Source organism: Micromonospora sp. NPDC051925, from assembly GCF_044548625.1.
In the GTDB taxonomy this organism is placed as follows: domain Bacteria; phylum Actinomycetota; class Actinomycetes; order Mycobacteriales; family Micromonosporaceae; genus Micromonospora.
Genome location: NZ_JBIUCH010000007.1, coordinates 69,056 through 95,130 on the forward strand (window position 1 = coordinate 69,056; position 26,075 = coordinate 95,130).

At 72.9% G+C, this 26,075-nt stretch carries 24 protein-coding genes and 1 pseudogene; 15 read left to right on the forward strand and 10 right to left on the reverse strand.

Features of this window, described 5'->3' with window-relative positions:
* Positions 1-130 precede the first annotated feature (130 nt).
* Both ACIG87_RS11090 and ACIG87_RS11095 read left to right on the forward strand, forming a co-directional pair.
* Positions 131-790, forward strand: coding sequence for a hypothetical protein (locus ACIG87_RS11090; protein ID WP_396850238.1), 660 nt, complete (start codon positions 131-133; stop codon positions 788-790).
* A 401-nt stretch (positions 791-1,191) separates the two neighbouring features.
* Positions 1,192-1,803, forward strand: a complete 612-nt coding sequence (locus ACIG87_RS11095; protein ID WP_396850240.1) for a class F sortase — start codon at positions 1,192-1,194, stop codon at positions 1,801-1,803.
* Between the two features lie 324 nt (positions 1,804-2,127).
* On the opposite strand, the gene ACIG87_RS11100 is transcribed toward ACIG87_RS11095, so the two are convergent.
* The 3 genes from ACIG87_RS11100 to ACIG87_RS11110 form a co-directional block, all read right to left on the reverse strand.
* Positions 2,128-2,448 (reverse strand): antibiotic biosynthesis monooxygenase family protein, encoded by a 321-nt coding sequence (locus ACIG87_RS11100; RefSeq protein ID WP_396850242.1) that lies wholly within the window; start codon positions 2,446-2,448, stop codon positions 2,128-2,130.
* 836 nt (positions 2,449-3,284) lie between these two features.
* Entirely contained in the window at positions 3,285-4,124 is an 840-nt protein-coding gene (locus ACIG87_RS11105; protein WP_396850244.1) for an exodeoxyribonuclease III, read from the reverse strand.
* A 218-nt stretch (positions 4,125-4,342) separates the two neighbouring features.
* Positions 4,343-5,263, reverse strand: a complete 921-nt coding sequence (locus ACIG87_RS11110; protein WP_396850246.1) for a proteasome assembly chaperone family protein — start codon at positions 5,261-5,263, stop codon at positions 4,343-4,345.
* 418 nt (positions 5,264-5,681) lie between these two features.
* Between ACIG87_RS11110 and ACIG87_RS11115 the strand changes: the two genes are divergently transcribed.
* The 3 genes from ACIG87_RS11115 (at position 5,682) to ACIG87_RS11125 (ending at position 7,833) form a co-directional block, all read left to right on the forward strand.
* A complete protein-coding gene (locus tag ACIG87_RS11115; protein WP_396850248.1) occupies positions 5,682-6,578 on the forward strand; it encodes a peptidase M23 in 897 nt (298 codons plus the stop codon).
* Between the two features lie 164 nt (positions 6,579-6,742).
* The gene (locus ACIG87_RS11120; protein WP_168222413.1) at positions 6,743-6,892 is read left to right on the forward strand and encodes a hypothetical protein; all 150 of its coding nucleotides are present in this window, start codon (positions 6,743-6,745) and stop codon (positions 6,890-6,892) included.
* A gap of 215 nt (positions 6,893-7,107) precedes the next feature.
* Positions 7,108-7,833 (forward strand): EcsC family protein, encoded by a 726-nt coding sequence (locus tag ACIG87_RS11125; RefSeq protein WP_396850555.1) that lies wholly within the window; start codon positions 7,108-7,110, stop codon positions 7,831-7,833.
* 130 nt (positions 7,834-7,963) lie between these two features.
* On the opposite strand, the gene ACIG87_RS11130 is transcribed toward ACIG87_RS11125, so the two are convergent.
* Complete coding sequence (locus ACIG87_RS11130; RefSeq protein WP_396850250.1) at positions 7,964-8,818, reverse strand: SGNH/GDSL hydrolase family protein; 855 nt, start codon at positions 8,816-8,818, stop codon at positions 7,964-7,966.
* A gap of 207 nt (positions 8,819-9,025) precedes the next feature.
* Here ACIG87_RS11130 and ACIG87_RS11135 point away from each other — a divergent pair, with 207 nt between their 5' ends.
* From ACIG87_RS11135 to ACIG87_RS11145, 3 genes are all read left to right on the forward strand, one after another.
* Positions 9,026-9,289, forward strand: coding sequence for a DUF6343 family protein (locus ACIG87_RS11135; RefSeq protein ID WP_396850252.1), 264 nt, complete (start codon positions 9,026-9,028; stop codon positions 9,287-9,289).
* 13 nt (positions 9,290-9,302) lie between these two features.
* A complete protein-coding gene (locus ACIG87_RS11140; RefSeq protein WP_396850254.1) occupies positions 9,303-10,715 on the forward strand; it encodes an NADP-dependent succinic semialdehyde dehydrogenase in 1,413 nt (470 codons plus the stop codon).
* Positions 10,716-10,801: 86 nt separating this feature from the next.
* Positions 10,802-11,767 carry a TIGR03885 family FMN-dependent LLM class oxidoreductase gene (locus ACIG87_RS11145; RefSeq protein ID WP_396850256.1) on the forward strand — a complete coding sequence of 322 codons (966 nt, stop codon included), beginning with the start codon at positions 10,802-10,804 and terminating at the stop codon, positions 11,765-11,767.
* A 72-nt stretch (positions 11,768-11,839) separates the two neighbouring features.
* Here the strand turns inward: ACIG87_RS11145 and ACIG87_RS11150 are convergent, their stop codons facing one another.
* Positions 11,840-12,352: a TetR/AcrR family transcriptional regulator gene (locus ACIG87_RS11150; protein WP_396850258.1), complete on the reverse strand. Its 513-nt coding sequence runs from the start codon at positions 12,350-12,352 to the stop codon at positions 11,840-11,842.
* 67 nt (positions 12,353-12,419) lie between these two features.
* On the opposite strand from ACIG87_RS11150, the gene ACIG87_RS11155 reads away from it, so the two are divergent.
* The 3 genes and pseudogenes from ACIG87_RS11155 to ACIG87_RS11165 all read left to right on the forward strand — a co-directional run.
* On the forward strand, positions 12,420-13,997 hold the full coding sequence (locus tag ACIG87_RS11155; protein ID WP_396850259.1) for a Na+/H+ antiporter: 1,578 nt from the start codon (positions 12,420-12,422) through the stop codon (positions 13,995-13,997).
* On the forward strand, positions 13,997-14,254 hold the full coding sequence (locus ACIG87_RS11160) for a UBP-type zinc finger domain-containing protein (protein ID WP_396850261.1): 258 nt from the start codon (positions 13,997-13,999) through the stop codon (positions 14,252-14,254). Before ACIG87_RS11155 ends, ACIG87_RS11160 begins: the two co-directional genes overlap by 1 nt.
* Before the next feature lie 96 nt (positions 14,255-14,350).
* Positions 14,351-14,875: pseudogene (locus tag ACIG87_RS11165) on the forward strand (snapalysin family zinc-dependent metalloprotease); the annotation flags it as partial.
* 132 nt (positions 14,876-15,007) lie between these two features.
* Here the strand turns inward: ACIG87_RS11165 and ACIG87_RS11170 are convergent.
* A complete protein-coding gene (locus tag ACIG87_RS11170; protein WP_396850262.1) occupies positions 15,008-15,418 on the reverse strand; it encodes a hypothetical protein in 411 nt (136 codons plus the stop codon).
* Positions 15,419-15,552: 134 nt separating this feature from the next.
* The gene (locus tag ACIG87_RS11175) at positions 15,553-18,162 is read right to left on the reverse strand and encodes a glycoside hydrolase family 9 protein (RefSeq protein WP_396850556.1); all 2,610 of its coding nucleotides are present in this window, start codon (positions 18,160-18,162) and stop codon (positions 15,553-15,555) included.
* Positions 18,163-18,413: 251 nt separating this feature from the next.
* On the opposite strand from ACIG87_RS11175, the gene ACIG87_RS11180 reads away from it, so the two are divergent.
* Complete coding sequence (locus ACIG87_RS11180) at positions 18,414-19,139, forward strand: PP2C family protein-serine/threonine phosphatase (RefSeq protein WP_396850263.1); 726 nt, start codon at positions 18,414-18,416, stop codon at positions 19,137-19,139.
* A gap of 132 nt (positions 19,140-19,271) precedes the next feature.
* Here the strand turns inward: ACIG87_RS11180 and hrpB are convergent, their stop codons facing one another.
* The 3 genes from hrpB to ACIG87_RS11195 are packed head-to-tail and all read right to left on the reverse strand — an operon-like array spanning position 19,272 to position 22,969.
* Complete coding sequence (gene hrpB / locus ACIG87_RS11185) at positions 19,272-21,854, reverse strand: ATP-dependent helicase HrpB (RefSeq protein ID WP_396850264.1); 2,583 nt, start codon at positions 21,852-21,854, stop codon at positions 19,272-19,274.
* Positions 21,855-21,879: 25 nt separating this feature from the next.
* Positions 21,880-22,080 (reverse strand): DUF397 domain-containing protein, encoded by a 201-nt coding sequence (locus ACIG87_RS11190; protein WP_396850265.1) that lies wholly within the window; start codon positions 22,078-22,080, stop codon positions 21,880-21,882.
* A gap of 43 nt (positions 22,081-22,123) precedes the next feature.
* Complete coding sequence (locus ACIG87_RS11195; RefSeq protein ID WP_396850267.1) at positions 22,124-22,969, reverse strand: helix-turn-helix domain-containing protein; 846 nt, start codon at positions 22,967-22,969, stop codon at positions 22,124-22,126.
* A gap of 142 nt (positions 22,970-23,111) precedes the next feature.
* Here ACIG87_RS11195 and ACIG87_RS11200 point away from each other — a divergent pair, with 142 nt between their 5' ends.
* Genes ACIG87_RS11200 through ACIG87_RS11210 form a run of 3 tightly spaced genes read left to right on the forward strand, consistent with a single transcriptional unit; the run spans position 23,112 to position 25,897 of the window.
* The gene (locus ACIG87_RS11200) at positions 23,112-23,738 is read left to right on the forward strand and encodes a GPP34 family phosphoprotein (RefSeq protein WP_396850557.1); all 627 of its coding nucleotides are present in this window, start codon (positions 23,112-23,114) and stop codon (positions 23,736-23,738) included.
* A gap of 48 nt (positions 23,739-23,786) precedes the next feature.
* Positions 23,787-25,307, forward strand: a complete 1,521-nt coding sequence (locus ACIG87_RS11205; protein WP_396850268.1) for an APC family permease — start codon at positions 23,787-23,789, stop codon at positions 25,305-25,307.
* A complete protein-coding gene (locus ACIG87_RS11210; protein WP_396850270.1) occupies positions 25,304-25,897 on the forward strand; it encodes a GNAT family N-acetyltransferase in 594 nt (197 codons plus the stop codon). Before ACIG87_RS11205 ends, ACIG87_RS11210 begins: the two co-directional genes overlap by 4 nt.
* The last annotated feature ends 178 nt before the right edge of the window (positions 25,898-26,075 follow it).

A 26,075-nucleotide genomic window follows, 5' to 3' on the forward strand; every position in this document is an offset into this window, starting at 1 on the left:
AGCGAGCCGAGCGTACGCGACGGTTCCGCCGTATCGGATGTGATGTCGGTCGGGGAGTGAGACGATTCATCCCGTACTGCAGGTCAGCGCGCGTGTCGGTCCGGCGCTGCCCGAGACGCCGGAAGGGGGAATGGTGTCGATCGCGCTGTACCGCACCGCGTTGGCGGTCGCCGCCGGTGCCCTCGGTCCCGCGTTGTGGAGCGCTGCCCCGGCCTCGGCCGCCCTGCCGGTTGGCGTCCCGCCCCCCGCAGCTGTGCTGCCTGCGGTTGCCGTCCCGCCCCTGGCAGCCGTCCCGGTCCGGCCGCTGGCCGCTCCGGTTCCCGGGCCGGAACAGCCCGCGCCGGAACAGGGTGGCAGCACCCAGCCGCCTCCCGGGTTGCTCTTCGTCGAGGTGACCCCGAGCACCGTCGAGCCGGGGTACCTGGTCGGCATCGAGGCGAGCTGTCACGACAACTCGATCCCGGCGACCGTCGTCTCGGACGCCTTCGGCCGGGTCCAGGTGCAGCCGCAGCGAGGTCTGCTCACCGCCGCCCCGATGGTCAAGGAGCGCGTCCGGCCGGGCAGTTACCGGATCAAGCTGGAATGCCCCGACGGGGCGACCGCCTCGACGTCGCTCCAGGTGGTCAAGAGGGTGAAGCCCAGTCCCGGGCCGCACACCGGCTTCGGCGGCGCGGCCGGCAACGGAATGGCCGATGGGTTGCTGGTTCCCGGTGGGCTGGCGCTGACCATCGCCGGGGCGGTCGTCGGGATCGTGGCGGCTCGTCGGCCGCGTGGCGTCGCCGGGAGCTGACCATGCCCCCGCCGCCTGTCCCCTCGGACCCCCGGCCCGGCCCGGCCGGGCAGCACACCGGCTGGGCATCCCAGCGCAGTGCCCCGGCGGTGTCGCGCGGTGACCCGATCCCGCAGCGTGGTGGTTGGGTGCCGCAGGGCGGTGGTCGGGCCGTGGATCGTGGTGATCCGGGGGTGGTGCGTGGTGGTTGGGTGCCGCAGGGCGGTGGTCGGGCCGTGGATCGTGGTGATCCGGCAGCGCCGCGCGGTGGCGGGGTGCCGCAGCGCAGCGGCCCGGCTCCGTCGCCCAGTGGCCGGGCCCGCCCCGCGCCGCAGCCCACTGGTCCGACGCCGCAGCACCGCGGCCGAGCACATCCGACGACGTCGGCCTCTGGGGCGGTAGCGGCACGCGGGCCCTGGTCGGTGCCGCTGGCCGTGTTGCTGGTGCTGCTCGGAGTCTTCGCCACCGGTGCCGGGCTGGGCCGCTCGGTCGGGCCGCTGGGCTGGACCGACGCGACGTCGCAGCGCCCGGCGGCCGGTGCCCGGCAGAGCCCCGCACCGGGCAGTCTGCCGGCCAGCCGGCCGGTGCGGCTCGCCGTCCCGGCGATCAAGGTGGCCGCTCCGGTGGCCCCGGTCGGTCAGGCCCGGGACGGGTCGATCGACGTCCCGCCGCTCGACCGGCACAACGACACCGGCTGGTACGACCGAAGTCCGACCCCCGGAGAGCCGGGCCGGGCGATCATCGTCGGTCATGTCGACTCCAAGAGCGGGCCGGCGGTCTTCTACGACCTGCGCAAGCTCACACCGGGCGACCAGATCGAGGTGACCCGGGACGACCGGCGGGTGGTGGTGTTCCGGGTCGACTCGGTGGAGTTCTTCGACAAGTCGGCCCTGCCCGCGGACCGGGTCTACGGCGACGACGGTCCGCCCGCCCTTCGGCTGATCACCTGCGGCGGCCAGTGGATCGGCGGGCGTAGCGGCTACGCCGACAACGTCATCGCCTTTGCCTCGCTGGCCGAGACCCGGTCACCCTGACCGCCGCGCCGCTCGTCGGGACACGGTGTGTCCCCGCAGCTCCCCGCTGTGCTGCGATGTGCCGCAGGCATCGTCGATGCGCGGTGCGTTCCGGCAGCTCGTCGCTGTGCGGTGTGTCCCTGGGCTCGTCGCTGTGCGGTGTGTCCCTGGGCTTGTCGCTGTGCGGTGCGTTCCTGCGGCTCGTTGATCCATGGGTGTTCCCGCGGCTCGCCGCCGTGCTGCGGTGCGTGTTGCCGGCTCGTCGCGGTGCGTCCCCGCCGCTGGCCGCTGCACGTGTTGCCGGCGTGGCCCGACCCGCCTTCGCTGAACCGGGCCGTACGCCGCTCAGCCCTTGCCGGTCACCTGCTGGACGACTTCGAACTCCAGCAGTGTCGCGCCCGAGGCGACCGGGCGTCGCTGCTCGCCACCCTCGCCGCCGGCGTGCGCGGCCCGGGACGGCCCGGCTGCCCAGGTCTGGTACGCCTCTTCGGTCTCCCACCGGGTGTAGACGAAGTAGCGGCTCTCCCCGGCTACCGGGCGCAGCAGCTCGAAGCCGAGGAATCCGGGGGAGTTCTCCACCGTTGCGGCCCGAGCGGCGAACCGCTTCTCCAACTCCTCGCCGGCACCGGGCGGGACGTCGATCGCGTTGATCTTCACGACTGCCATCTCCCCACCCTAGCCCCGCCCGCCCCGTCCAGGACGCCGGGCGGCGCTCCTCGGGGTGCGGTGGCGGTACGGCGTTGAGCAGGCCGGTGGATGCGCGGTGGTCCGCGCGATGCGCCGATGCGCCCATGCGCCGACGCGCTGATGCGCCCATGCGCCGACGCGCTGATGCGCTGATGCGCCGAGGTGCCGATGCGCCGAGGTGTCGAGGTGTCGAGGTGCCGATGCGCCGAGGTGTCGAGGTGTCGAGGTGTCGAGGTGTCGAGGTGTCGAGGTGTCGAGGTGTGAGCATGGGGCCGGTGCGGTGCGGTGCGGTGCGGTGCGGTGCGGTGCGGTGCGGTGCGGTGCGGTGCGGTGCCGTGCTTCCGACGATCTGGTGCCCGGATTCCAGGAAGTGCTCGGCGAGTGCCCTGCCGATTCCGGTCCGGGTGCTGGTGAGCCTGCCGTGCGGTGGGCGGTGCGGTGTGGGCGGTGGGTGCCCTGCGGTGTGGTGCGGTGCGGATTGACGAGAGTGCGGCGGGGTTTGTGAAGAATTGTTGTCGCCAGGACCGCAACAACTCTTCACGATCCATCGGATGTCGCCCTCTGTCCCAGCCACTGGGATCGAGGGACGAGGGTGGGCCGCCACCGGGCAGGTCGGCGGAGCGAATCTGGTCGGCGGAGGAAGGTCCTGAGCGGGGTGGACCGCCACATCGATGACAAGGAGTCGATCATCGAATCTGGCCTGAGCCGGCGGTCGGTCTCGTCGTTGGGCCGGGGATCAGCGGTGTCACCGCGGACCCCCGGTCTCGTCGCTGGGCCGGGGATCAGCGGTGTCGCCGCGGACCCGGGAAGGGGTGTCAGGACGCCTCGACGACGGGCGGCGGGCCGAGGTCGGTGCCGGTGCCGGTGCCGAGGTCGGTGTCGGTGTCGGTGTCGACCACGATCGGGGCGTGGTCGGAGGGGCCCTTGCCCTTGCGTGCCTCCCGGTCCACGTACGCGGAGCGGACCGTCCGGGCCAGCGGCGCGGAGGCGTACACCAGGTCGATTCTCATGCCCTTGTTCTGGTGGAACATGCCGGCCCGGTAGTCCCAGTAGGTGTACGGGTGCGGGCCCTTCATCGGGGTGGGCACCACGTCGGTGAGCCCGAGGTCGCGCAGGGCGGTCAGGGCGGCCCGCTCGGCCGGGGTGACATGCGTCGAGGTGGCGAAGAGCGCCGGCTCCCAGACGTCGGCGTCGGTCGGGGCGACGTTGAAGTCTCCGCAGACGGCGACCGGGCCGCCGGCGGCCAGCTCCGGCTCCAGCGCGTCGCGCAGCGCGGCGAACCAGGCCAGCTTGTACGTGTAGTGCGGGTCGTCGGGTGCCCGGCCGTTCGGGACGTACACCGACCAGACCCGGACCCCGGCGCAGCTGGCGGAGATGGCCCGCGCCTCGGGCTGCGGGAAGCCCGGCTCGCCGAGGAAGCCGACGGCGACGTCGGTCAGGCCGACCCGGGACAGGATCGCCACCCCGTTCCACCGGCCGTCGCTGTGGCTGGCCACCTCGTAGCCCAACTCGCCGACCTCGGTGACCGGGAACGCCCCGTCGGGGCACTTGGTCTCCTGGAGGCAGACCACGTCCGGGCCGGTGCCGGCGAGCCAGTCCAGCAGCCGGGGTAGGCGGGCCTTCACCGAGTTCACGTTCCAGGTCGCCAGGCGCATGGGACCAGCCTGCCGCATCGCGGCCCACCGCGCCGTGTCGGCCTACCGTGTCGGGCGGGCCGGCCGGGTCGGACGGTCACCTGTGGGAGTCGCCGGGTCTGCCGCATCGTGGCCCGTGGCCCCGGCAGCGGCGAGCAGCTCGCCGTCGCGCGAGGCTCCCCGAGGGCGGTCGGACGGCGGCGTCCCGGATCGGGACACCGCCGTCGGCGTACGGCTGGTCAGGTGCCGGGGGTGTCTCCGGGGCGGGTCTGCTCGGCGAGGTAGCGCTCCAGCTCGGCCCCCAGCTCGTCGGCGGTGGGCAGTGGACCGGTTTCGGCGGCGAGCAGGTTCTTCTCGCCCCTGCCCCGGGCGAACGCGTCGTACTGCTCCTCCAGGGCCTTGACCAGGGCGGCGGCCTCGTCGGTCTGGGCGACCTGACGGTCGATCTCCACCCGGACTACCTCGGCGGCGGAGCGGAGGCTGTCGTTGGGCAGCAGCAACCCGGTGCTGCGGGACACCGAGGAGAGCAGCACCTCGGCGGCGGCCGGGTACTCGGTCTGGGCGACGTAGTGCGGCACGTGGGCGGAGAAACCGAGCGCGTCCCGGCCGGCCTCGCCGAGCCGGTACTCCAGCAGGTGGCCGACGCTGCCGGGGACCTGCACCCGCTGCAACCACGGTTCGTAACCGGCGATCAGCTCCCGCCGGGTGGCGTGTGCGGTGACCCCGGTGGGACGGGTGTGCGGGACGGCCATCGGGATCGAGTTGAGCCCGACGGTGAGCCGGACGTCGAGCCGGGCGGCGACCCCGCTGACCGCTGCCACGAAGCGTTCCCACTGTAGGTCCGGTTCCGGGCCGGTGAGCAGGAGGAACGGTGTCTCGTCGTCGTCGTTCAGCAGGTGTAGGGCCAGCTCGGGGGCGTCGTAGTCCTCCCAGTGGTCCTCGACGAAGGTCATCACCGGGCGGCGGGACCGGTAGTCGAAGAGCTGGTCGACGTCGAAGGTGGCGATCGTGCGGGCGTCCAGCGAGGTGAGCAACTGCTCGCGGGCCAGGCGACTGGCGTTGCCGGCGTCGACGAAGCCGGTGAGCGCCTGGATCAGCACCGGCTGACCGAGGTCGGGCAGATCGTCGGTGAGCTGGTAGAGCTCGTGTGGGTCGAGCACCGGTCGGACCTCCTGAGGAAACGCGCGTACGGGCGGCCGTGCACGGGCGGCACCCGGTTCGGGGAACGTACCTGTCGCGGGCATCCATTCCATCACCGGGCGCGTCGTGACCGATCCGGCTGTCAAACCCGGAGGAAGCCGTCAATTCGCCAAGTGTGCCGAGGTGGCTGGGCCGGACGGTTCCGGCTTGTCAGCCGAAAGGTGGACATGGTGGATCATGCTGCCGGGCGGGGAGGTCTGGGCGATCGACCGCGCCTGGCGACGGGGCAGGAGGAGATTGACCGTAATGCCCGTTGCATGTGGTCTGTCTGCTGGGCTGCGCGTCCAGGGCGGGAGTCCCGCAGGCGGGTCGGCAATTGTGGCGAGGGCCACTCTGTGGCGGTGGGTGGCCGGAGGAGGGCGTGCCTAGCCTCGGCGGATGCGTGACGACGACACCATCGACGACCAGGGCGCCCCCAGGGGCACGACTGGCCGTTCGGACGACACCCCCTCGTCCGTTCAGGTCGGCGCTCTCCGTGCACCTCGTTCCCTCCGTACCCGCCTCGGCGGGCTCACTAACCCCCTGCACCGCCGTCCGACCGGCACCCGGGTGGCCCTCGCCGCCGGTGTGCTCTGCTGCCTCGGCGTCACCGCCGTGGCCGGCGTACAGGACCTGCCGACCGATCGGGCGGACCGGGTCGGCACCGAGGCTGCGCTCGCCGAGCGTGGTCAGCAGGCCGCCTCCCGAGGTGAGGTCCGCACCTCGGCCACCATCGCTCCCAGCACCCCGGTTCCCAGTGCTGCCGCCCCCAGCCCGACCACCGCCAGCCCGACCGCCGCCCCGACGGCGACCTCGACCAGGACCACCAAGCCCCGGCCCAAGCCGAGGCCGAAGCGGATCAGCCCGGTGGCCGGCCTCGACCAGGCCCAGATGGACAACGCCAAGGAGATCGTCAAGGCCGGGCGGGCGATGGGCGTGCCCCGGCGTGCCCTGGTCATCGCGGTGGCCACCGCGATGCAGGAGAGCAACCTCTACAACTACGCCAGCGGCGTGCTGCCCGAGTCGCAGAACTATCCGCACCAGGCGATCGGCTGGGACCACGACTCGGTCGGGCTGTTCCAGCAGCGGCCCAGCAGCGGCTGGGGCGAGGTCGGGCAGTTGATGGACCCGGCGTTCGCCACCCGGGCGTTCCTCAGTGCGCTCCAGGAGATCCCCGGCTGGGAGGACCTGCCGCTCACCGTCGCGGCGCAGGCCGTGCAGATCTCCGCCTACCCGGATCTCTACGCCCAGCACGAGTGGCGGGCAACCGAGGTGGTCGCCGCCATCCTGGTCTGAGCGACCCCGCCCGGGTGACCCGGCCCGCCTGAGCCCGGCCCAGGCGGGCCGGGGCCGTTCCGGAGCGGAACCACCTGCTGGTTACCCTCGACCGAACACAATGGACGGTTGGTGGTTGCTCCGAGCGGGTACACATGACGCAGGACATCCGATCGGAGGACGACATGTCAGCACTGATGCAGCGGATCAGCGCCTTCCTGCGCTCACCGAAGGGGCAGCAACTGGTCGACCGGGGCCGGCGTGAGCTGGCCAAGCCGGAGAACCAGGCGCGGCTCAAGCAGGCGGCCGGCAAGCTGTCGGGCCGCCGCCGCTGACCACCCCTGAACCGAGCCCATCCCCGGGAGCCTCTGTGACCGACGCCGTGCCTGCCGACGACGCACCCACCGTCCCCACGCCGCCGGTCGCGGCGGTCACCCCGGGCCACGCCGTCCCCACGACACCGGCCGTTCCCACACCGGCTCCGACTGCTCCGGCCGTTCCCGCACCGGCTCCGGCCGTTCCCGCACCGGCTCCGGCCGTTCCCGCACCGGTGGCGGCTCCGGGATCTCCCGTTCCCGGCACGCCGGCCGGTGATCCGGGGGACGCTCCCGAGGCGCCACCGGCCCGGCTCTGGGACCGGATGCGTGAAGATCCGCAGTACGCCCCGGAGCACCTCGCCCTGGAGGCGGTCCGCCGGCTCGGTCCGGAGGCGGCGCAGTGGGTCGCCCGTGCGCGGGCGGACCGCCCGCACGCCTCCGCGGACGAGTTGGCCGAGCAGGCGATCCGGCGCTTCGTCAACCGGGCCCGGCTCTCCGGCGCGGTCTCCGGGGCGGCGGGGTTGCCGGGCGCGGTCATCGACGTCGGCGTGTTGGCCTGGACCCAGGCTCGGCTGGTGCTGCACGTCGCCGCTGCGTACGGGGCGGACCCGATGAACCCGGACCGGGCCACCGACCTGCTCGTCCTGCAGAAGGTGCACAAGGCGGCCGAGACGGCCCGGTTGGCCCTGGGCGTCGCGGCCGGTCGGGAGCGGGCCGGCGCGCTGTTCGGCCGTGCGGCCCAGAACCCGCTCGGTCGGGTGATGCTGCAACTGGGCGTCCGGCTGGCCCGGATGGCCGGGGTGCGGGCGGCGAAGCGGATCTTCGCCAAGGTCGTTCCGGGGGCCGCGATCATCCTCGGCACCTGGGCCAACTCGTCGGCCACCAAGGATCTCGCCGAGCGGGCCCAGGCGCTCTACCGGGAACACCGGGGCGGGGTGCCCCAACCGCGCCGGCCCTGATCAGACGTCCCCACCGCGCCGCACCCGGCCCGCCGTCGGGCGCGGCACGGCCAGGTAGGTGGCGGCGCGGTCGGGGTGCGCGGCGCGGCCAGGTAGGTCGCTACACGGTCGGGTGCGACAGCGCGTGGACTCAGAGTCGCCAGCCGGCGGCCGGGAAGGTCGCGTCGGCGAGCCGGTTCTGCCCGGCCACGTTGGGGTGGAACCAGTCCAGCGTGTTGACCTCGTCCAGGCTGAACCGCACCCGGTGCACCGCGCCGCCGTCGTAGTGGCACCGCGAGCCGTACGCCCGGCAGGCCGCCTTGAGCTGGCTGTTGTACGCGTCGATGCGCTCGGCGAAGCGGGCCCGGCGGGCCCGGTCGGCCGGGGCGTCCGAGGTGGCGTTCGCCAGCAGGGCCGGGCAGATGCCGGTCTTCCAGATCCGGACCGCGCTGGACTTGGTGTGCCCGACCTCCCAGAGCCGGTTCAGGTCGGGGATGCTGGCCACCAGGACCCGGGCCTTGGGGCGGCCCTCCCGCAGCACCTGCAGCGCCTGGTCGACCTGGCTGCGGAAGGTGGCTGTCGCGGTCATCCGGTCGATGTCGTCGCGGCAGGCGTCGTTGGCGCCGATCAGCATCGTGACGTAGTCGGCCTTGTCGCGGACGGCGGCGCCGGCCTGCGCGGCGAGGGCCTCGGCGCGGGCGCCCGGCACGGCGTGGTTGCGGGCCCGGTTCCGGATCGGCGCGTCGGCGTCGAGCAGCCGCCGGTAGTGGCTCTCCACCCGGATGCCGTCCCCGGTGGACCAGGAGTTGCGTTGGCACGAGGTGAGCACGAGGCAAGAGGCGAAGCCGGTGGTGATCGAGTCGCCGAGGGCGGCCATCGTGGTCGGCAGGCCGGTCGGTGTCGACCCGCTCCGGGTGGGGCGGGGGGAGGCTCCGCCGCCCTCCTCGCAGGCGAGGGCGACCAGCGCCAACAGGCAGGCCACGGCGGCGACCCAGCGTCGAGGCATGCGCTTCCCCCGGTCAGACGGCGCAGAGCGACAGTATGGTGACTCTATGGGGCGAGCAAGGTGGACCGGTGCGCTCGTGTCGACTTCCGGGCAGATTAAATATCTAGAAACATGGATCTGGTAGGAGTGTCGACAGCGCGAAACAGTCCGGGGCGATCCGGGCGTCGGGGTCGGTTAGCGGCGTCCGTGCCGGGGTAGCCCGAGACAATGACGAGATCGCAGCCCCGGCGTGGCCGCGGCACGGTCGGCCACGCGTACAGCGCGCTGAACCTCCGGCTGGCGCTGGCCCTGTTCGGCCTGGTCACCATGACCGTCTTCGCGGTCCTGGCGTTCTGGGCCGACCTGGCCTGGCTGGGCGTGCTCTGCGTGCTGTTCGCCGTCGTGGCGGTGGTCGACCTGATCGTCATCCAGCGCCGCCGCGCCGCCCGCCGCCGCGAGGAACCGGGCGCGCGGCACTCACTCTTCGAGTGAACAGGAGTACGAGATGCCCATCGCCACCACCAACCCGGCCACCGGTCAGCTGCTCAAGTCGTACGAACCGATGTCGTCCGAGCAGATCGACGCCGCCATCGAGCGGGCCGACCTGGCGTTCCGGGATCTGCACCGGACCACCGTCGCCCAGCGGGCGCAGTGGATGAACACCGCCGCGGACCTGCTCGACGCCGAGCGCGACGAGACCGCCCGGCTGATGACCACCGAGATGGGCAAGACGTACGCCGCGGCGAAGGCCGAGGTCACCAAGTGTGCGAGCGCCTGCCGGTTCTACGCCGCCCACGCGGAGCGGATGCTCGCCGACGAGCCCGCCGACGCCGCCGCGGTCAGGGCGAAGCGGGCGTACGTCCGTTACCAGCCGATCGGGCCGGTGCTCGCGGTGATGCCGTGGAACTTCCCGCTCTGGCAGGTGATGCGGTTCGCCGCGCCCGCCCTGATGGCCGGGAACACCGGCCTGCTCAAGCACGCCTCCAACGTGCCGCAGACCGCGCTGTACCTGGAGGACGTGTTCCGCCGGGCCGGTTTCCCCGAAGGCGCGTTCACCACGCTGCTGGTCGGCTCCGAGGCGGTCGACCGGGTCCTCAGCGACCCCCGGGTCCGGGCGGCGACGCTGACCGGCAGCGAGGGCGCGGGTCGCTCGATCGGCCAGATCGCCGGCCGGGAACTGAAGAAGACGGTGTTGGAGCTGGGCGGCAGCGACCCGTTCGTGGTGATGCCCTCGGCCGACCTGGACCGGGCCGCCGAGGTGGCGACCACCGCCCGCTGCCAGAACAACGGCCAGTCGTGCATCGCGGCCAAGCGGTTCATCGTGCACACCGACGTCTTCGACGCCTTCGCCGGGAAGTTCGCCGCGAACATGGCCGCGCTGCGGGTCGGCGACCCGATGGACGGCGACACCGACGTCGGCCCGCTGGCCAGCGAGGGCGGGCGGGACGAGATCCACGCCCAGGTGCAGGACGCGGTGGAGCACGGCGCGACGGTGCTCTGCGGCGGCGAGAAGCCGACCGGCGACGGCTGGTTCTACCCGCCGACCGTGGTGACCGACCTGAACCCGCAGATGCGGATGTGGGCCGAGGAGGTCTTCGGGCCGGTCGCCGGGCTCTACCGGGTGTCGTCGTACGACGAGGCGGTCGAGGTGGCCAACGGCACCTCCTTCGGGTTGGGCGCGAACGCCTGGACCACCGACCCGGCCGAGCAGGAGCGGTTCGCCACCGACCTGGACGCCGGCAACGTCTTCGTCAACGGCATGACCACCTCGTACCCCGAGTTGCCGTTCGGCGGGGTGAAGAACTCCGGCTACGGCCGCGAGCTGTCGGCGCTCGGGATGCGGGAGTTCTGCAACACCAAGACCGTCTGGGTGGGGGAGGGCGCCGCCACCGTCGGCGCCGGCGCCCACGCCGAGTGACACCGCGCCGGGCAGCGAACGCCGCCGCCGGGTAGCCGGCGCGGGCGAGCTTTAACCGAACACCGTCATGGGTACGGAAGGACGCCATGACGGTGTTCGGCTTCCACGCCTCCCACGAGCAGATCCATCCGAGTCGCCTGCTGGAGGCGGTGGTGCACGCCGAACGGGCCGGCTTCGACGCCGCGATGTCGTCGGACCACTTCTCGCCGTGGAGCACCCGGCAGGGCCAGTCCGGCTTCGCCTGGTCCTGGCTGGGCGCCGCGCTCCAGGCCACCGGGCTGCCGTTCGGCGTGGTCAACGCCCCCGGCCAGCGCTACCACCCGGCGATCATCGCGCAGGCCATCGGCACCCTGGGCGCGATGTACCCGGGCCGGTTCTGGGCGGCACTGGGCACCGGCGAGGCGAGCAACGAGCACATCACCGGGGACGGCTGGCCGCGCAAGGACGTCCGTACCGCCCGACTGCGGGAGTGCGTCGAGGTGATCCGGGCGCTGCTGGCCGGCGAGGAGGTCAGTCACGACGGCCTGGTCCGGGTGGACCGGGCGAAGCTGTGGACCCGGCCGGAGCAACCGCCGGCGCTGATCGGGGCGGCGGTCAGCGTGGCCACCGCCCGCTGGTGTGCCGAGTGGGCGGACGGCCTGATCACCGTGAACGCGCCGACCGCGCACCTACGCGAGATGATCGACGCCTACCGGGACGCCGGTGGGCGGGGGCCGGTGCACCTCCAGGTGCACGTGAGCTGGGCGCAAGAGCAGGCCGAGGCGGAGGCGATCGCGTACGAGCAGTGGCGCAGCAATATCTTCCCGCCGCCGGTCTGCTGGGACCTGGACACCGCCGAGCACTTCGACGTGGTCAGCGAGCGGGTGCCGATGGAGCAGGTCGCCGAGGTGGTGAACGTCTCGGCGGATCTGGGCCGGCACGTCGGCTGGCTGGAGGAGTACCTCGCGTTGGGCGTCGACCAGATCGCCCTGCACCACGTCGGGCAGGAGCAGCGCGCCTTCATCGACACGTTCGGCGCGGAGGTGCTGCCGAAACTGCGCGCCGCCGGGTGATCCACCCGGTGCGCCGGTACGCCGTACCAGATGCGTCGTCCGCAGGGCCGCCCCCGCCGGGAACGGAGAGGTTCAGGAGCGCGGCAGCACGCCCACCAGCGTCGAGGTGAAGGAGGCCCGCAGGGCGTCGCGCAGCTCCATGTGGAACACGCCGAGGGCGGGCTCGTCCGCATAGGCGGCGAGGAGGCTGGGCGGCGGCGGGACGTACGCCGACAGGGCACCGGCCGAGACGAGGCTCATCAGGCAGAACAGCTGTGCGCCGTCGCCGAGTTCCGGCAGGTGACGGCGCACGAGATCGACCATGGTCGCGAGCCTGGCGAGGGAGGAACGCTTGTGCCGCTTGACCACCTCGACCGACACGTTGTGCTCGAGGACGCCACCCTGTGCACCGAAGAGGTCGCCGAGCACCACCCGCTCCGCCAGCGACCGGCCGAGGATCTCGGCCAGCTGACCCGCCCGCACCTGCGGTGCCGCCCGCGCGTCGATGCCGGTGGCCGGTTCGTCTGCCAGCTCGGCGAGCCAGTTGCCCAGGAAGACGTCCAGCAGTTCGAGCAGCACCGCCTCAGGCGTGGTGTCAGTCGGCAACTGAGTCACCTCAGCCAACCCGGCGGCGCGACGATGGCGGGATGTCGACCACCTAGGCTCGTACCCCATGGAAGCTCTGTTCGAGGTCGTGGTCTTCCTGGCCATCGCGACCTTCGGTGCCGCGCTGGCACGTCGGCTGGGCCTGCTCGCACCGATCCTGCTGGTGGTGCTCGGCCTCGGGCTGTCCTTCCTGCCGGGCTTCCCGCACGTCCGGCTCGACCCGGACCTGGTGCTGGTGGGCATCCTGCCGCCGCTGCTCTACGTGGCGGCGTTGGGGACCTCGGTGCCGGCGTTCCGGCTCAACCTGCGGCCGATCCTGCTGCTCGCGGTGGGGTTGGTGATCTTCACCGCCTTCGTGGTGGGCACGGTGGTGCACCTGTTCCTGCCCGAGCTGCCGTACGCGATCTGTCTGGCGCTGGGTGCGGTGGTGGCGCCGCCGGACGCGATCGCCGCCACGGCGGTGGCCCGGCGGGTGGGCCTGCCCCGGCGGGTGGTGACCATCCTGGAGGGGGAGAGCCTGGTCAACGACGCCACCGCGCTGGTGTTGCTGCGGGTGGCGATCGTCGCGGCCACCGCGAGCGCCGGTTCGGTCGGCTTCGGGTACGTCGCACAGGAGGTGGTGGTCGCCACCGGGGGTGGCGTGCTGGTCGGGTTGCTGGGCGTGGTGGTCTTCGGGTTCCTGCACAAGCGGACCACCGATCCGCTGCTGGACAACGCGCTGTCGCTGATCGTGCCGTTCGCGGTGGTGTTCGCCGCCGAGGAGATCCACGCCTCCGGGGTGGTCGCGGTGGTGGTCACCGGGTTGGGGATCGGCCACAAGATGCCGCTGCTGCTGTCGGCCGCCTCCCGGTTGCAGACCGGCGCGTTCTGGCGGCTGGCCCAGTTCCTGCTGGAGGGGCTGGTCTTCCTGCTGGTCGGCCTGCAACTGCCCGACGTGTTGCAGGATCTCGACGAGCCGACCGGCCGGCTGGTGGGGATCACCGCGGCAGTGCTGGCGGCGGTCTTCCTGACCCGCTTCGTCTGGGTCTTCCTGGCCACCTACCTGGCCCGGTTGGTGCCCCGGGGCCGGCAACGGGGCCCGGGGCTGCCGGTGGGGTTCCCGATCGTCATCGGCTGGGCCGGGATGCGCGGGGTGGTGACGCTGGCCGCCGCGCTGGGCCTGCCGTTGACGCTGGCCGGGGAGCAGCCGTACCAGCGGGCGCTGTTCATCTGGCTGGCCTTCGCGGTGATCATGGCGACCCTGATCGGACAGGGGGCCACCCTGCCGTGGGTGGCCCGCCGGTTGAAACTGCCGCCGGACGACCCGGTGGCCGACGCGCTCTCCGCCGCGACGGTGCAGCAGCAGGCGGGTCGGGCGGCCCGGGAGCGGCTGGACGAGCTGGCCGAGGGCGCTCCCGCGGCAGTGGTGGAGCGGCTGCGCGGGTTGGTGCAGAGCCGTACCAACCTGGCCTGGGAGCGGCTCGGCGGCACCGACCGGGAGACCCCGTCCCAGGCGTACGGTCGGTTGCGGCAGGAGATGATCGACGCCGAGCGGGAGGTCTTCCGGGCCGCCCGCGACGAGGGGCGGATTCCCGAGGAGGTGCTGGTGCGGGCCTATCGTGATCTGGACCTGGAGGAGTCGTTGTTGCGACGGGAGACCGATTGATGAGTTGCCAGCACCTGACCGGGGCGGGGACCGCCGAGCCGACCGTCACCGACGTCTGCCCGGAGTGCGTCGCCGTCGGCAACGACGACTGGGTGCATCTGCGGTCCTGCCTGGAGTGTGGGCAGGTGGGGTGCTGCGACTCGTCGGCGTACCAGCACGCGACGAAGCACTTCGAGGCGACCGGGCACCCGGTGATGCGGTCGATCCAGCCGGGGGAGAGCTGGCGCTGGTGTTTCGTCGACGAGGAGATCGGCTGACCGGGCGGTCGCGGCGGTATGACGGATCCGCTATTCGACCCTGAGTCGACCGACCGCATAGCATCGGTGGACTTCTATCGATGGGGAGGTCGGATGATCCGACGACGACAGTTCTCGCGTACCGCAGGAACCCTGCTGGCGCTGGTGCTCGCGGCGACCGGCGCGGTCACCGCGGTCGGCACCACCGCGTCCGCCGCCGTACGGACCGTGTACTACGACGCGAGCCGGGCCGGGGAGTTCCGCACCAACTTCGACCAGGCCGCGACGATCTGGAACAGCTCGGTGACCAACGTCAAGCTGGCCGCCCGCACGCCCGGCAACATCACCATCTACGTCGACACCGGCTGGCCCCGGGCGCAGACCACCAGCCTGGGCAACGGCCGGGTGTGGATGGGCACCCAGGCCGTCGAGCAGGGGTACGACCGGACCCGGATCGCCACCCACGAGATCGGCCACATTCTCGGCCTGCCGGACAACCGCACCGGCCTGTGCACCGACCTGATGTCCGGCAGCAGCGCCCCGGTCTCATGCCGTAACGCCCAGCCCAGCGCCGCCGAGGCATCCCGGGTCAACTCCCTCTTCGCCACCTCCCGCACCCCCACCCCCACCACCTACACCTGGACCCCCACCCCCACCCCCACCCCCACCCCCACCCTCGCTGTACCCCGGTGATCAAGAGGTTTGCGTCAAAGTCGATCACCACTTTGACGCAAACCTCTTGATCACCGGGGTGTGTGTGGGGGGAACTGTGGGTTAGGGGGTGGGGTGGTGGTGGAGGGCGGTGATGAACCAGTTGAGGACCGGGGTCAGGGTGGGGGGTGGGGTCCAGCCGTTGACCGTTGCCAGGAGCTGGAAGTACCGCTCGGTGCGGGGGTCGTTGGCGACCTCCAGGCGGGTCAGCAGCGTGCTGCGGTAGCCGGCCTCGTCGGCCCGGCCGAAGACCTCGCCGTACGCGGCGACCAGCGCGGCCACCACGTGGCCGGCGCGGGCCGACTCCGGGGCGATGCCGGCGGCGCGGGCCAGCTCGACGGTGTCGCGGACCCGGTGGGTGAGGTCGCGGACCATCGCCACGACCTCCGGGTTGGCGTCACCGACGGTCTCGTCGACGAACTCGTGGACGATGCGCCGACGCTCGGCGTCGTCGATCGTGGCCAGCTCGGGCATGGAACTCGTCTCCACTGGTGGGGGCGGTCAGGTGGCGAGGATCGGGCGGTGGGGCGCGCCGGGCGGTCGGGGGACGACCGCCCGGCGCGCTCGGACCCCGGGTGACAGCCCGGGAACCGAGGTGAAGGCGTCGGTCAGGACACCGTGCAGGCGACGCCGTTGACGGTGATCAGGTCCGGTGCCGGATTCGCCAGCGTGCCGGTCTTGGCGAGCAGGCCGAAGGTCACGCTGCCGCCCGGCGCGATCGTCGCGTTGTACGACTCGTTCTTCGCCGTCACGGTGGCCCCGGACTGGGTCACCTTCGCCGTCCACGCCTGGGTGATCTTCTGGTCGCCGGTGTAGGCGTACCGCAGGGTCCAGCCGTTGATCGCGGTGTCGCCGGTGTTGCGGACGGTGACCTGGGTGTTGGAGCCGTCCGGCCAGGTGCCGTGCACCTGGTAGGTGACCGCGCAGGTGCGCGGGGCCACCGCCTTGGCGTCACCCTGGTCGGCGAGGAACGAGGCGAGCCAGGCGAGCGCCGAGTTCCAGTTGATCGCCACCTCGTTGGTCGCGTACGAGTTGATGTCGTCGACGTAGCAGAACATCGGCGCGCAGCCCTTGAGCAGCTGGGCGGCGAACGGGTCCTGGAGGGCGGCGTTCGGGCCACCGGCGAGCGAGCCGGCCGGCGGGTTCGGCATGGCCGGGTTGAGCTGGTTGCCGAAGATCCGGCTGTGCTGGTTGTGCGCGTTCTGCTCACCCCAGCCGGTCACGTACGACATGTTCAGCGCGTTGCGGCCGAGCAGGTAGTCGGTCGCCTGCACGGTGCCGTCCCGGTACTTCGCGTCCCGGGTCAGGTCGAAGGCGGTGGCCAGCACGACCATGTTGTTGATGATGTTGCTGTTGCTGCCCCAGACGTAGCTGCCCGCCTCGCCCGGCACCGGCAGGCCGTACGCCTGGGCGTGCAGGGTGGTCAGGTATTTGTCGGCGGCGGCGGTCACCGAGGCGCGGACCCGGGTCCGGTCGGCGGCCGGCAGGCCGTTCGGCACGGTGGCCAGGTCGAGCCGGCCGATCGCGGCCACGCTCTGCCAACCGAACGCGCCGGACGCGCCGAACAGGTCACCGGTGTGGTGCGGCGACCCGGTCAGGTCGTCCAGGTACGCCTTCTTGCCGGTGGTCAGGTACAGCTCCACCGCGGCCCAGTAGAACTCGTCGGTGACGTTGCCGTCGTCGTACGCCCCGCCGCCGGTGCCGTCGGCCGGGTCGGCGTAGTTCGCCGGGTGCGCCTTGGCGGCGGCGTACGCGGTCGACGCGGCGGTGCCGCAGCGGGCGGCGAACGCCGCGTCGTACGGGGCGAAGAGGCGCTGGCACTGCGCGGCGACGGCGGCCAGGTTGAGGGTGGCGGCGGTCGACGGCGGGTGCAGCTCGCGCGGCTGGGCGTCGTCCTGCGGGGCGAGCGGCAGGCCGGTCCACGCCTTGTCGTGGATCTTGTGGTGGGCCATCCCGGCCAGCGGCTCGCCGGCCGGGACCTGCATCCGCAGCAGGAACTCGATCTCCCAGCGGGCCTCGTCGAGGATGTCCGGCACCGCGTTGTCCCGTTCGGGCACCCGCAGCGTCGAGTCGCCGAGCGCCGCGCCACCGGCGGCGGTCTCCGCGGTCTTGGTCCGCTCGAAGGCGCTCAACAGCTGGTACGCGGCGATACCGCCGTTGACCACGTACTTGCCGTGGTCGCCCGCGTCGTACCAGCCGCCGCGCACGTCAAGCGAGTAGTCGCAGACCCCGGGCTGGCAGGGCACCTGGGTGTCACCCTGGTTCGGGGCGACCCCGAGGTGGCCGGCCGGGCGGGCGTACTCCCCGCCGATCAGGTCACCGTCGATGGCGATGCCGCTGCGCTGGGCGTAGAAGAACTGCATCGAGTCGGCGCGCAGCCGGTCGTAGAGGTCACCGGAGATGTCGAACGGGTGGCTGGTCTCCCCGTCGACGACCAGCGTGTAGCCGGTGCCGGGCGTGCGGTGGGACGAGAAGTCGATGGTCTGCACGTGCTGCCCGGAGGCGGCGTCGACCCCGCGCGGGGTGCTCTCGCCGCTGGCGACGACCGCGCCGGCAGCCGACCTGAGCTGCCAGGGCAGCGCCTCGGTCGCCTCGGTCACCACGGTGGCGTTCTTCGGGCCGCCGGGCAGGTAACCGACCTGGTTGACCCGGACCCGGGGGCCGGTGTCCGGCACGTACGGCGGGGCGGCCTCACCGCCGCGCAGCGAGACGTTGTCCAGGCAGAGCCGCTGCTCGGCGGCGGCCCCACCGACCTGGAAGATGAGCTGGGCGTTGGGGTTGTCGTCCGGGACGGTGAAGGTCTGCTCCACCCGCTTGCTCGTCGGGCCGGCGACGGCCGGGACGCTCGCGTACGACGTGTAGGGGGCGGTGCCGAGCTGGAGCACGGCGTTGACGGTGAGCCCGGGGGTGGCCGAGATGTCGAAGCCCAGCTGGTATTCCGCGCCGGCGTTGAGCCGGACCCCGTCGTGGCCGATGCCGGCGTCCCACGGGTTGGCCAGCCCGGCGGGGACGGTGACGCAGAGCCGGCCGTCGACGACGTCGAGCGGGCCGGTGCCGTAGGAGAACCAGGGCGAGACGCCCTCGTTGAAGTCGCCGTTGCTGATCTGCTCGGGGGCGTCCGGCGGGACCTCGGCGTGGGCCACGCCGGCGCGGGCTCCGGTGAGGATCAGGGTTGTCGCTGCCAGTACCGCGAGATGCCGCCGACGTCGTCGGGTCAGGATCACGGGATTCCTTTCCGGGCGGTGGAGGTGGTGGCGCAGTTCGCCACTGGGAGCGCTCCCAGTGTCAGCCAGATGTTTCCAGCGCGTCTCGTTCCTGTCAATCGATTCGACTGGATACCTTCGGGCTGGTGGGGGCGCACCCGGGCGGACCCGGATCGACGCGTCCGACAGTGAGATTCGCCGCGCCACGCGCAGTCGTCCTGATCTCCTAGAGACAACAACGCCCTCCGCCTGGCAGGCTGCCACCCATGACCCTGAAGCTTCGTTCCGTCGGGACGAGCGACCGTGGGCTGATCCGCAGCGGAAACCAGGACGCCCTGCACTCCGGTGCCTGGCTCGTCGCCGTGGCCGACGGCATGGGCGGGATGGCGGCCGGTGACCTGGCCAGCCGGATCGCCATCGACGCGGTCGCCCCCCTCGACGTGGAGACCCCCGAGGACGCCCTGGTGGCCGCGTTGCAGACCGGCATCGAGCTGGCCACCGCGCGAATCCACCAGGCGGTCCAGGAGGACCCGGAGCGGCAGGGCATGGGCACCACACTGACCGCCCTGCTCTTCTCCCGGACGGGTAGCTGCCTGGCGCTCGCGCACGTCGGTGACTCCCGGGCCTACCTGTTCCGCGAGGGCACCCTCAAGCAGGTCACCCGGGACGACACCTTCGTCCAGATGCTGGTGGACCAGGGCGTGATCAGCCCCGAGGAGGCGTCCAGCCATCCCCGGCGGGCCGTCGTCACCCAGGCGTTGCAGGGCGAGGAGGTCTCCCCGTCGTACGCGACGATGGTGCCTCGGGCCGGCGACCGCTGGCTGCTGTGCAGCGATGGCCTCTCCAACGTGGTCCGCCCGGACACCCTCACCGAGGTGCTCCGGGAGACCCCGGACCGGGAGGCCTGCGCCCGCCGCCTGATCGACCTGGCCCTGCGGGCCGGCGGCCCCGACAACGTCACCGTGCTCATCGCCGACGTCGTGGACGAGTGACCCGCCCCGGAGCCGGCGACGAGTGACCCGGCCCGGAGCTGCCGGCGACGGGTGAGCCGATCGAGCGGCCCGGTGACGGGTGAGCCGGCCCGGCGATCCCTCGCACCGGACCGGAGCACGCCGTGGGCCGGCTCAGCGTCGGCGGTGCGTGGTGTGCCGGGTCGGGGTGGCCGTGGTCGGGTCCTCGGGCCAGGGATGGCGCGGGTAGCGCCCCCGCAGTTCCCCGCGTACCTGCGGATATCCGGTGCGCCAGAAGGACGCCAGGTCGGCGGTGACCGCCACCGGCCGGCCGGCCGGGGAGAGCAGGTGCAGCCGCACCGGCACCCGTCCGTCGGCCAACCGGGGCGCGTCCTGCCAGCCGAACGTCTCCTGGAGCTTCACGGCCAGCACCGGCGCGGCCGGGTCGGCGTAGTCGACCCGGACCCGCGAGCCGCTGGGCACCTCGATCCGCTCCGGGGCCAGCTCGTCCAGCCGACCCGCCTGCCGCCATGGCAACAGTCGGCGCAGCGCCCCGGTCACGTCGATCCGGGCCAGGTCGGCGCGGCGGCGGGCGGCGGCCAGCTCCGACCCGAGCCACCGGTCGACGGCGGCGAGCAGCGCGGCATCGGTGACCTCCGGCCAGTCCCCGCCCAGCGCCTGCCGGCAGAACGCCAACCGCTCCCGCAGTGACCGGGCCGCCGGGGTCCAGGTCAACAGGTCCAGCCCCGTCTGGCGCAGCCCCTCGGCGAGGGCGGCGGCCAGCAGCTCCGGGGCCGGCCGGGCCAGCGGGCGGCTGACCAGCTCGATCGCGCCGAGCCGGGTCACCTGCCGGGCCAGCACGTCGCCGTCGACCCAGCCGACCTCCCGTAGCTCGGTCAGCAACGGGCCGCCGGCCTCCCGGGCGGTCGCCTCGTCCACCGGGGCGGCCAACCGCACCCGGGCGGTCGGTGCGCCCGGCGACCGGTCGGCGACCGCGACGGCCAGCCAGCCCGACCCCGCCAGCGCCGAACCGGCCGCCAGCTCCGCCCCGGTCCCCCCGGCCATCAGGTACGACGTCCCGCCGGCCCGGCGCAGCCGGGCCAACCGCTCCGGGTAGGCCAGCCCCACCAGCAGCCCGGCCGCCAGATCGTCCGGTAGCCGGTCGGTGCCGCCCCCTCGGCCGGAGCGGGCCGGGCCGGCTGCCGTGCCGTCCGTCGCACCGGCCCGGCCGGTGTCCCCGCCCGACGGCGCGGCGGCGGGCAGGGCGGCGCGCAGCCGGCGTACCTCCGCGCGCCAGCGGGCGGTGGCGGCGGGATCCACGTCGTCGCGCAGCCGCCGCCAGCCGGCGGTCAGGTCGTCGTGCCGCCCGACCAGGCCGTCCTCGGCGAGCAGGGCGACCAGTTCGGCGGCCCGGTCCCGGCCGACCCGGGCGGCGCCGTCGAGCAGCGCCCGGCCCAGCCGGGGGTGCGTGCCGGTGGCGGCGATGGCCCGTCCCCGGGCGGTGACCCGACCGTCGGCGTCGATCGCGCCGAGGGTGGTCAGCGTCTCCCGGGCCACGGTCAGCGCGGCGGCCGGTGGCGGATCGGGCAGCGCCAGACCGACGCCGTCCGGGCTGCCCCAGGCGGCCAGGTCCAGCGCCAACCCGGTCAGGTCGGCGGTGGCGATCTCCGGCTCGGGCTGGGCGGCGAGTCGACCGTGGGTGGCCTCGGACCAGCAGCGGTAGACCACCCCCGGGGCCTGTCGGCCGGCCCGGCCGGCCCGCTGGGTCGCGGCGGCTCGCGACACCGGCACGGTGACCAGCGCACCCAGCCCTCGGGACAGGTCGGTGCGGGCGACCCGGGACAACCCGGCGTCGATCACCACCCGGACCCCGGGCACCGTCAGGCTGCTCTCCGCGACCGAGGTGGCGAGCACCACCCGACGGCGTCCGGCGGGACGCAGCGCGGCGTCCTGCGCGGTGGCGGGCAGCCGCCCGTGCAGCGGTAGGACGGCCACCCGGTCGCCCAGGTCGGCCAGCCGGCGGGCCACCGCCCCGATCTCACCCGCCCCGGGGAGGAAGACCAGCAGGTCCCCGTCCTGCTCGTGCAGGGCCCGCCGGACGGTGGCGGCGACGTGGTCGAGCAGCGCCGGATCGACCCGGCCCGCGCCCGGCGGGGTGACGGGTCGCGGTGGCGGTGTCCAGATCCGGGCGACCGGGTGCAGGGCCGCGTCGGCGCGGATCACCGGAGCCGGAGCGTCGCCGCCGAGCAGCGCGGCGAACCGGTCCGCCTCCGGGGTCGCCGACATGGCCACCAGCCACAGCTCGGGGCGCAGCGCGGCGCGGGCCTCCACGGTGAAGGCCAGTGCGAGATCGGCGTCGAGTTGCCGCTCGTGACACTCGTCGAGCAGCACCGCGTCCACCCCGGGCAGGTCGGGGTCGCGTAGCAGCCGGCGGACCAGCAGGCCGGTGGTGACGACCTCGATCCGGGTGCCGGGGCCGACCCGGCGGTCGCCACGCACGGCGTACCCGACCCGGTCGCCGACCCGCTCGCCGAGCAGGTCGGCGATCCGCCGGGCCGCCGCTCGGGCGGCCACCCGGCGGGGCTGGGCGACCAGCACCCGGCCGGCCACCCCGTCGGCCACCGCGAGCGGCGCGAGAGTGGTCTTGCCGGTGCCGGGTGGGGCCACCAGGACCGCGCTGCCGGTGCCGGTCAGCGCCCGCAGCAGCGGCGGCAGCGCCGGCCGGACCGGCAGGTCGAGTGGTACGTCGGAGAGCACGGCTGCCACTGTGGCACGCCGGGCGTCAGCCCGGGCGCACCGCGTCCATGCCGGTGACGAAGGCTGTCCAGGCACCGGCGGAGAAGACCAGCGCGGGCCCGCACCGGTCCTTGCTGTCCCGCACGGCGATCCGGTCGTCTGTGGTGGCGACCTCCACGCAGTTGCCGTTGCCGCTGCTGCGGCTGCTGGTCCGCCAGTCCATCATGGACAGAGGCAGCGCATGCATCCCGTACCTCACGTTCCCCCCGGGCGTGCCGCGTGCGACGCGATCACGCAAAGTTACGAGAAGCCTCCTCCAGGCGGGCCAAGGACCCCGCCGGATCGAGTGCCATCCGGCACAGCTCCTCGTGCACAAGCGTATACCCGCGCACGTGTCCTGCTTCCTCCAGCGCCAGACCCAGGGTGAGATTGTCCAGGTAGACCACGGAATTGTCGGCGGCGTCGGCGAACGTGAGGATGACGTACGGGGTGCTCATCGCGGGGTGGCCGCCGGCCGTGAACGGAAGTACGTGGAACGTCACGTTCGGTGATTGAGCGACCTGGGTCATGTGGGTCAACTGCTCCGCCATGACGGCCGACCCGCCGACCGGGCGCAGCAGCACCGCCTCGTTGAGCACCACCGACAGCTCGACCGGGGGAGACTGCCGGTGCAGCACCTCCTGCCGGCGCAGCCGGGCGGCCACCTTGCGCTCCAGCCCCTCCTCGCCGGCCGTACGACGGAACATCTCCCGGGCGTACGCCTCGGTCTGCAGCAGTCCGGGGACGGACTCCGCCTCGTACGTGCGCAGTCCCGCCGCCTCCGCCTCCAGGCCGACGTAGAACTCGAACCACTCGGGCAACACGTCGCTGTAGTTCTGCCACCAACCGCGCTGCTGTGCGCCCCGGGCGATCTCGATGAGCGCCTCGGCATCAACACCTGTCACTTCGTATAGTGCCAATGCGGCGCGCACGTCGCGGGGTTTGATGCCGATCTGGGCGTTCTCGATCCGGGACAGGTTGCTCTTGGACATGTCGAGTTGGCGGGCGGCGACGTCGAGGGTCATCCCTGCGCGTTCGCGCAGTTGACGGAGTTCACGGGCGATGCGGCGGCGGCGAACGGTGGGGCTGGCAGTCACCCTCCGAGTCTGTCACGACAAGATCCGCAGGTCACTCGAGCACGGAGTGCAACTATGGAATCCGGGAGTTGCAAACCCGGGCTTGTGGAGGCATCCTGTCACCCGGCGTGGATCATCTGTGGACAATGCGTTGGAGGCTCGTTTGCTGATCGCCGACGAGTTCTTTCTCATCGCGCACAACGACAGCCGTGGCAAGGCGAAGCTCCACCCGAGCGCCACCGGGCTCGGCCTCGCCGCCGGGTTGCTGGCCGAGCTGATCCTGTTCGGACAGATCACCGTCTCCGGTGGACTGGTCACCGTGATCGACCGGCGTCCCCCGTCCGACGCGTTGGCCCACACCGTGCTCGACCAACTGATCGGCGAATCGCAGCACCAGGCGGTACGCACCTGGCTCGCCTTCCTGTCCCAGTCGTCCACCACGTCGGTGGGGGAACGGCTGGCCCGCGCCGGGGTGCTGCGTCGGCAGGAGAACCGTCGGTTGCTGCGTACCACCGTCAGCTACCTGCCGATCGACCTCAACGCCGCCGCCTGGCCGGCGACCCGGCTCCGTGCCCTGGTCGAGCGGCCGGAGCAGCCACTGGTGTCGGACACCACCCTGCTCGGGCTGGTGGCCGCCGCCGGGCTGACCCGCGAGGTGCTGTGGAGCGTCGGCCCGCGCGCCCACCACCGACTCGCCGCCCTCGTCCAGTCGCTGCCCGCCCCCCTGAAGGAACTGGTCGTGCACACCGAGGCCGCGGTCGGCGCGGCGGTGCTGCGCGGCATCCCCTGACTCGCCGTGCCACCCCTCCCCTCCGCCCCCTCTCCCCGGAGCAGCCCCATGGCCCCCCATCCGACAGTCGAACGACCCAGCAACGTCAGTGACGCCCTGGCCCGCGGCCGCCTCGGCGTGCCGTCGGTCATCTTCTTCGTCCTCTCCGCCGCCGCGCCGCTGACCGTGGTGGCCGGCGTGGTCACCACCGGATACGCGGTCACCGGCATCACCGGGATGCCGCTGGCCTTCCTCGCGGTGGGCGCCGTCCTGGCGCTCTTCTCCGTCGGCTACGTGGCGATGGCCCGTCGGGTGGAGAACGCCGGCGCGTTCTACGCCTACGTCTCGCGCGGCATCGGCCGGCCGGCCGGCGTCGGCGCGGCCTGGGTCGCGCTCATCGCGTACAACGCGCTGCAGGTCGGTCTCTACGGCGCCATCGGCGCCGCCGCCGCCCCGGTGCTCGGCACCCTCTTCGGCGTCGAGCCGCACTGGGCCGTGGTGGCCCTGGTGGCCTGGGCGCTGGTCGCCTTCCTCGGCCTGCTGCGGGTGGACGTCAACGGCCTGGTCCTGGCGGTGCTGCTGATCGCCGAGATCGTGGTGATCGTCGTGTTCGACCTGGGTCAGCTCAGCCATCCGGAGGGTGGTTCGACCAGCTTCGCCGCGCTGGCCCCGTCGAACCTGCTGGTGCCGGGGGCGGGTGCCCTGCTGGTGCTCGCCATGACCGGTTTCGTGGGGTTCGAGTCCTCGGTGGTGTTCAGCGAGGAGAGCAAGGACCCCAAGCGGACGGTCCCGCTGGCCACCTACCTCTCGGTGGCGATCATCGCCGGGCTCTACGCGCTCTCCTCCTGGTCGATGACCGTGGCCGTCGGGCCGGAGAACATCTCCGCAGCGGCCGGCGAGCAGAGTGTCGAACTGATCTTCAACCTGGCCGCCGCGCACCTCGGCGACACCGCGGTCACCATCGGCCAGGCGCTCTTCATGACCTCGGTGCTGGCCGCCATGATCTCGTTCCACAACACCACCGCCCGGTACGCCTTCGCGTTGGGTCGGGAGCGGGTCCTGCCGGCCGCCTTCGGGCAGACCTCGCCACGCACCGGAGCCCCCCGGGTGGCGTCGCTGGCCCAGAGCGTGCTCGGCCTGATGGTGATCACGCTGTACGCGGTGAACGGCTGGGATCCGGTGGTGCAGCTCTTCTACTACGCCGGCACCGGCGGCGGCTTCGGCGTACTGCTGCTGATCGCCAGCACGAGCGTCGCCGTGATCGTCTACTTCGCCAGGTCCGACACCTCGGAGTCGCTGTGGCGGCGGGCGATCGCCCCGGCGCTGGCCACCGTCGCGCTGGCCGCCATCGTCGCGGTGGCGGTGGCGAACTTCGCCACCCTGCTCGGCGTCGCGCCGGACTCGTCGTTGCGCTGGATCATCCCGGGGGTCTACCCGGTCGCCGGGCTGATCGGCATCCTCTGGGGCATGGCGCTGCGGTCCAACCGACCCGACGTCTACGCCCGGATCGGGCGGGGCGCGGAGAGCGCGTCCACCTCGCTGTTCACGCTGCCGGTGGACGGCCCGGTGCCGGTGGAGGCCCGGCGATGAGCGTGGTGACCGTCGAGCGACTCGTCCGGGCCGACACCCGGCTCGTCGCCGAGCGGATCGCCGAGGCGTTCCTGGTGCTCCCGGCGACCTGGTGGCTGGTGCCGGAGGAAGCCGGGCGGGAGGCGGTCCTGGCCGACAACTTCGAGATCCTGGTCGACCACGCGATGCGGCACGGGCTGGTCTTCGGCACCGCCGACCGGGACGCGGTGGCGGTCTGGTTCCCGAAGGTCGGTGACGAGTCGCCGGCTCCGGTGGACTACGACGACCGGCTGGCCGCCGCCTGTGGACAGTGGACCCCCCGGTTCCAGCACCTCGACGAGCTGTTCGCGGCCAACCATCCGCATCCCGACCACCACCACCTGGCCCTGCTCGCCGTCCGACCGGACCGGCAGGGCCAGGGGCTGGGCACCGCGCTGCTGCGGCACCATCACGCCTGGCTGGACGCCCACGGCGTGCCCGGCTACCTGGAAGCGAGCAGCGAGGCCGGGCGAGACCTCTACGCCCGGCACGGCTACCGGCTCCGGGAGGTCTTCCGGCTGCCGGACGGCACGCCGTTCTATCCGATGTGGCGGGATCCGGCCGGCGGCTGACCGCACCGACGACGACGAGGCCCCGACGCGTTCGCGTCGGGGCCTCGTCGCGTGTCGTGGTCGCCGGGCTGCCCGCCCGGTGTGGCGGGTCCGTCCGCACCGGCTGCCGCCCCGGGCACCGGCGGTGGCGGGGGCGGGCGTCCCGGGTCGGGGCGAACTTCCCGGACACGGGAAGGCC